This window comes from Lewinella sp. (assembly GCF_050633125.1).
GTDB lineage: Bacteria > Bacteroidota > Bacteroidia > Chitinophagales > Saprospiraceae > Lewinella.
Genome location: NZ_JBOEFX010000197.1, coordinates 1 through 7,700, shown reverse-complemented (window position 1 = coordinate 7,700; position 7,700 = coordinate 1). Strand labels below are relative to the sequence as shown.

Below are 7,700 nucleotides of genomic sequence, written 5' to 3'. Positions count from 1 at the left end.
ATTTAGCCGTAGTGGTGGAATAGAACTAGGTTGGACTGTTGGATCGTTAATTGGTTCGATGGTACAGACATAGTAAAACAAAAGCGGCAGTTCCTGGAAATGGGGACTGCCGTTTTTTGTTGAACCACCAAGCACTGAAGGTTTTTTTGAACCATATGAGGGATTATAAGGACATTTAAGGGCGAGCTTGTACAGGCTAAATTCACGAATTTAGCCTGAGTACTGTATGAATAAGATTGTGAAACACAATTCGAAAACCTAGAAGTTTTTGAAGCAAAAAGGTAGAAAGTGATGAGAAGATGTATAGGGCGGAAACCTGCAGGGAGGTAAAATAGAGCTAGAGGAGGAAAATAGGCTTAGCTCTTTTTTCTTTATTAAAGGAATGCCTAAATACGACTGGCTAGAGCTATTAGAAAAAACTAAGCCATCCTGTTTTTTAGTGCGCTAATGTTTTGTGTGTCAATGGTGTTTCGGGATAATATACTGTGATAAAAGTGACAGTCAAATTATTGACGATGTAGAGCGTTTTAGTACATGGTTTAAAGGTGTTTTTGAGAAAATGGAGCTTGTTTCTTCCCTGTTTTGAAAAAAGAAGAATATTTATAGTGATTATTGATAATAATTTCAAGTATATTTTTGTCACTTATTGTGTTGTTTTTAACGAGGGGAGTAGTTTGTTTGAGTTTGTAAGTAGTTGTTTATTAGGTGTTTTTGTGTTTTTTGAATATATATATGAATGTTTAAGTTATTAATTTTCTCGTTTTTAAAATGTCACAAATTATTAATTATTTGCAATTATGATTTTATTTATATGATAGTTGCGCTTAAATTTGTTCTGTGACAAGAAAAGAGTACATCTTATCTGTTACATTCCCCCCCCCTTGAGTTTTCTTCAAAATTAGTAAATCAGCGTAACCACTTGGTTTATGTTGATCTACTGACACAAACACTTTGAACAACACATTTCCTTTCTTTTTATGCTACCAATTCGTGTAGTGTATCTCTAGTTTAGGTTGTGTGTTAAAAAAACGTCCCTGTTTTTAAAGCAGGACTACAATTTTGGCATTTCAGTTGCTATCGAGGAATTTTCGTGATTCCATGATAGCCTGTTTTGATATAGGTGTACATCATATAAATGGCATCAGAAGTTTTAGAGAAAGAACACAACAACACAAAGCTAAACCATGGTTAATTATTACACAAAGCCTACGGCGAAAACACCAAGTTGGTACCTGATGGTACTCTGTTTGGTGATCCCATTTTTGGGATTCTCGCAAAATGCTCCGGCTTCTCCACTCAATAGCGTAACGCTAGACGGTGCTTGTGAAGACTTGGAGATCCTTAACGTAAGTTGGGCAAACGAGTCGGAATGTGAAGCGGCTGATGGGCAACTGTACTTTACAGTAGCAGATCAAGCAGGTTTTGCAACGCAAACTTACACCCTACAGATGGACTTCGGTACCAAGGTCAAGACCGTTACAGGCCTGACTACAACCGACGGACAACTGATCCTTTCAGGGCTGTATCCTTCGCGTTACGCTAACTTCCAGCTTGTCAGAGAGACAGATAACTGTACTTCTTCTACCTTCGAGCGTGCTTATTTAATAGAGCATGCTTGCGATTTTTCAGAAGGACGAACGTTCTGTGGTTCTGGCACGATTAGCCATTCTAATTGTGATGGAGAGACTGTGACCATCTACAAGAACAATATCTCTCCGAGCACTTACATCTACACCGATAATGATTATTTGGGATGTATTGCGCATGTAAGTAGCGGTTGTAGTGTAGAAATGTCAGAACGGGTGATGTGTCTTGATTATAACAAAACGGCACCAACCCCAGGCAATGGTTATGAGTATGGTGATGTTACTTTCACCAGAGTAGTAGGCGCTTCTAACGCTGGCTATTCCAACCGCACTGCTGAGCGGATTAACTGGATTATTTGTAATGGAGAATCAGAAGGTTATTCCCGTACTCAAGTGAACCAGGCTATTTGGTATGTTACTGGTACCAGCAACACGAGCAACCAGTTGGCTACTAATGCTGTGGCAGCAGTGACCAATAGCAACCTAACAGGTGTTGCGAGTCAAATGGTGTTCTTTCTACCTAGCCTAAGCCATATTCAACCATTCGTTGATTATGTGTGTGAGTCAGCTCCTTCCGGCGATTGTGATGTTGTGGTCCGCGCCAAGGGAAATTGTGGTGGTGAGCAAATTCAGTTAAAACTTGATGGGGTAGCTGTGCAAACCTGGACTTTGACAACCTCATTAACGAACTATACCTATACTGGCTTTTCAGACGGACAGCAGATTCAGGTAGCTTTCATTAATGATGACAATAGTGGTTGTGATAAAAATGTTTTTGTTGATTATATCGAAGTTGGTGACAATACCTACCAAACAGAAACCAACGCAACCAGAACCGGTTGTGGTGATAGTCAGTGGTTGAACTGTAATGGCAACTTTGACTTTGGTAATGTAAACTGTTCTAATACACCAGTTCCTACCGGACCTACAGATTACGCTTTTACCTGTGATGATTATATCGAGGTAGGTGTTACAGGTGAGGGTACCGACTGTAGTGCTACTCCAAACGCTCAGGTAAATATTACCAACCCTTCTAACGTCTACCAAGTAGTTGCAGAAGTGGTTTACAAGAATCAGTACCCTGGAACCAGTGTTCAGGTTTTTGATAATGATGGCAATACCTATTGGATTCAGCAAGTCGATATCTCTGGAGCCAGTAGTAATGTTTATGTCTATCGTGGTTTAATTACCGATAACCCCTCTTGGATTGGTCATAACTCAGCTACTGGAAGTTGTGCCAGTAACAATGGCTTACAATCTTTGGTGGTTTATCCTTTCCGGAATACAACAATAAAAAGATCCTCTAGTGGCACATTTACCGCCATTAGTGGCTATTGTAATTTAAAGACGTTCACTATTCCGATCCCTACCGATGTTACTTCTCGTACCATTACGGTATCTCTACCAATTTCAGAGATGACAACGGATGGACGTTTTCTTACCGTTCGTGCTACCGCCGGCGGTGTAACAGCTACCGAGACCATTTATGGCCCGGACAATGGTTGTTGTTTAGCAGTTGTGGATATTACCCTCAATGACGTTCTTGGAAGTACAAACCAGGTAAGCATTGAAGTGGATACTCGTTCTTCTCAAAATCCTAATGGTAGTGGTTGTGGCCAATCATGGGTTATTGCCGGTTTGGTTCACGCAGAAGTAGAATGTCCTAACTTGGGTACTGACTACGGTGATGCTCCTGACTCTTATGGCGATATCTGCTACACCATTAATAATAGCAATGGCAATCCTTTCTCTCCTACTCGCTTGGGCGATATGGTTGACACCGAAGACAATAGTCAGCACGCTGATAATGCCGACGGTGACGACAACGATGCCAATGGCGATGATGAAGATGGTGTGACCTTCGTTGGTGGTACAGACCTTCAAGGAGGGACAACCAAGCAGATAACCCTTAGCTGGAGCTCCAATGACATGGAAGGCCATATTTACGGCTGGATCGATTGGAACCGTGATGGTGATTTCGATAACCCTTCTGAGCGTGTTATTAATAATTATGTTGTTGGTTCTAATAACAATCGTTCAACAGGTACACATACCTTCACTATTAATGTTCCTAACAGTGTCAGCTGTGGTACTTCTTTTGCCCGGTTCACAATTCAAAGTAGTGTCAATGAAGGCGGCCCTACCGGCAACTTCTGTGGCACACTTGATGATGGTCAAGACGGTGAAGTGGAAGATTACCAAGTTAACCTCCTCGGCGGTATCAGTATCACTACTGGTCCCGACGTTGCCATTTGTGCAGGTAGCAATGTGACCATTCAGGCTTCGGCTTCTAATGGTACTGCGCCTTACACTTATGTTTGGGACAACGGTTTGGGCGCTGGTGCCAGCCATGTAGTTTCTCCAAACACCACTACTACTTATGGTGTGATGGTGACGGATGCTGCTGGTTGTACAGGTGTTGACGAAATCGTGGTGACGGTTAATCCTAATCCAGATGTTACCATCGCCAAAACCGATGCTTCTTGTGGTGAGGATAATGGTACTGTTACGGCTAGCGCCAATAGCGGTACTTCTCCCTACACCTTTATGTGGAGCAATGGTTTGGGTACTGGTGCCACTAAAAACAACCTCGCTGCTGGCACTTACGGTGTCACCGTACTGGATGCGAATGGTTGTTTTGATATTGGCTCGGTGACCATTAATAGCAGTGGTGGTGTAACGGTCAATGCGGGTGCAGATGAAACCATCTGTGCAGGTGAAAGCGTCAACCTCGTCGCAGTGTCGAATGGTGGTGCTTCTCCCTACACCTTTAGCTGGAACAATGGCCTCGGAAACGGAGCAACCAAATCAGTGAGTCCTACATCTACGACCACTTATGTGGTAACGGTGACGGATGCCAACGGTTGTACCGATACCGATGAGGTAGTTGTAACCGTTAACGCTAATCCATTGGTAAATATCGCTTGTGCAGATGATCCTATTTATTTGAGATCAATTTCCAATAGTGCCCAGACTTGTGGTTCGACTGTCTACGGCTTCTATAGCGGTTCTTTGGTTAATAACTACACTAGTCAGAAGCATTGGAACGTCATTGCAGGTTCTTTCCAGGAGTTTGCTAACGGTACCGCCGTGGCATCTATGCAGGTCGTTAATAATGACGATGCTGACCTTGTCTTTAATGTTAAGGCGGTTTTCCGTGGTCGTACTTTTGCTGCTCCGGCCGGAAGTCCTAAGGAAAATGCGCAGTGTATAGGTGACTTAGACAATAGCGACTGGTACTACTATCCTGAATTAGAAGCTACCATGACAGGAGCTGGTGATCTTACTGGTGCTGTGGTTAAATTTGTTCGCAACGGACCATCTTTCCAAATGGGCACAGGTGCAAACCTTAATGATGCAGCTGCATTTGGAGGGTCTGGTTGGTTAACCTTTGATGTGCTTAGCCAGCCTAATGGCGGAGTAACGTTGAATGAAGGTTCCGGTGGCGATTTTAATTTCAACCTTTCAGGTATTGCCTTACTTAATACTACACCTGAGTGTTTAACCATCTGTTTAGGTGAATCAACTACCCTCACCGCCAATATTGTAGATGGTGAAGATATCTCCTACGAATGGAGTACTGGTGCTACAACTTCTTCTATCACAGTTAGCCCAACCGAAACGACCTCTTATGGTGTAACGGTTACAGATGGCAACGGCTGTACAGATGAAGATCACGTAACGGTAACAGTAAACGACGCAAATTGGGATGACGTAAGCTTAAATAGCAACGTTTCCAACTGTGACGGAGACTGTGACGGTTCCATCTTCGTAGATGCTAACTATAACTCAACAGGTGAGTACCGCATCGAATATACTTTCAATGGGCAAGTAGTTCAGGTGCCAGGTACCTATACCGCATCAGCTGGTTTCACACTGAATGGTCTTTGTGCAGGAACTTATAGCGACATCACGATAGTGGGTGTCGAAACGGGTTGTTCTGCTATTTGGCCAGAAGATATTACGATTACAGAACCTAATGCACCTAAAGTAGATGTTAGTGATGATCAGGAAATTTGCGAAGGTGAATCGGTTAGCCTCTCTGCATCTGCTTCTGGAGGAACAACTCCTTATACCTTTAGCTGGAATAATGGTTTAGGAAATGGTGCTAATAAAACGGTAAGCCCTAATGTAACGACTACCTATGTTGTTACAGTTACCGATGCCAATGGCTGTACAGATACCAATGAAATTGTTGTAAGTGTTAGCCCCAACCCATTGGTAAATATTGCTTGTGCGGATGATCCAATTTCCTTACGGACAATCTCTAATAGTTCTCAAACTTGTGGATCAAGCGTTTACGGTTTCTACACAAGCGCTCTGGTAAACAACTATACCTCTAACCGCAACTGGACCATTTCTGGTAGCTCGTTCGAGGAGTTTGCTAACGGAACAGCAGTTGCATCTATGCAAGTGGTGAATCAAGGCGACGCAGATTTGATCTTCAATATGAAGGTGGTATTCCGTGGTCGTACTTTTGCAGCCCCTACTGGTAGCCCGAAAGAAAATACCCAGTGTATTGGTGATCTCAATAACAGCGACTGGTATTACTACCCAGTGATGGAAGGCTTCATGTATGGTGCCGGTGACCTTGCCGGAGCAGTGGTGAAAATCACGCGCCGTGGCGAGTCTTTCCAAGTAGGTACAGGTGCCAACCTGAATGATGCAGCTACCTTTGGTGCTTCAGGATGGAACGATCTGGATGTGTTGAGTCAGCCAACGAATGGCCCTGGTTTAGCCAGTGGTGCTACCTCAGGCGACTTCAATGTAAACCTTTCAGGAACGGCGCTTCTCAATACTACGCCTGAATGTCTGACTATCTGTCAAGGTGAGTCAACAACCCTTACGGCAAACGTAGTAGAAGGAACGGGTGTTTCTTACCTATGGAGCACTGGCGAAACGACTGCTTCAATCACGGTTACTCCTACACAAACCACTGACTACGGTGTTACAATCACTGTAGGGAATGGTTGTACCGATTCTGATGAAGTAACAGTGACGGTTAATCCTAACCCTGCAGTTGCAGTAACTGGAACCGACGCCACTTGTGGTGAAAATAATGGTACAGCTACCGCTACTGCTTCAGAGGGTACTGCTCCTTATACTTATATGTGGAGCAATGATGCTACCACGGCTTCGATCAACAACTTGGCTGCTGGTACTTACTCAGTGACCATCATGGATGCGAATGGTTGTACAGCAGAAGGCAGTGTAACCATCGACAATATCGGTGGCCCATCTGTTAATGCAGGTGCTGACCAGGAAGTATGTGCTGGTACTGAAGTAACCATCACAGCAGTTGCCAGTGCTGGAACTGCGCCTTATACTTACAACTGGAACCAAGGTTTAGGGGCAGGTGCTTCGCATACCTTCACGCCAACATCGACAACAAACTATAGAGTTACTGTTACAGATGCGAATGGTTGTACGGATACGGATGTAGTAAGAGTAGTAGTTAACCCTAATCCTACCGTAAGTGTAGCAGGAGTTGATGCTACTTGTGACGAAGACAATGGAACAGCCACTGCAACCGGCAACGGCGGCATGGCTCCTTATACTTATGCATGGAGTAACGGCGATAGCGGTGCAATGGTTACCGGTCTTGCTCCAGGTACTTACACGGTTACCGCAACAGACAGCAAAGGCTGTACTGGCGAAGGCAGTGTAACGATTGAAAATATTCCTGGCCCAACAGCAGACGCTGGCGACGATCAGGAAGTATGTGCTGGCACAGAAGTGACCATCACCGCAGTTGCGAATGGTGGAACTGCACCATTTAGCTACAGCTGGAACCAAGGTTTGGGAGCAGGCGCTTCACAGACCTTCACACCAACAGCAACGCGCAACTACACAGTAACAATTACGGATGCCAACGGCTGTGAAGCTACAGATGTAGTAAGAGTAGTAGTTAATCCTAATCCTACGGTAAGCGTATCTGGTGTTGATGCCACTTGTGGTTTTGACAACGGCACAGCAACAGCATCTGCTTCTGGCGGAACTGCTGCTTACACCTATGCATGGAGCAACGGCGATAGCGGTGCGATGATCACTGATCTTGCACCAGGCACTTACACTGTTACGGCAACGGACATCGAAGGTTGTTTCGGTGTTGGC

The 7,700-nt window shown here is 44.2% G+C and carries 1 protein-coding gene; it reads left to right on the top strand.

Going from position 1 to position 7,700, the window contains the following annotated elements:
- Positions 1-1,184 precede the first annotated feature (1,184 nt).
- On the top strand, positions 1,185-7,700 hold a 6,516-nt coding region (locus ACRBG0_RS27885), incomplete at its 3' end, for a GEVED domain-containing protein (protein WP_431490112.1).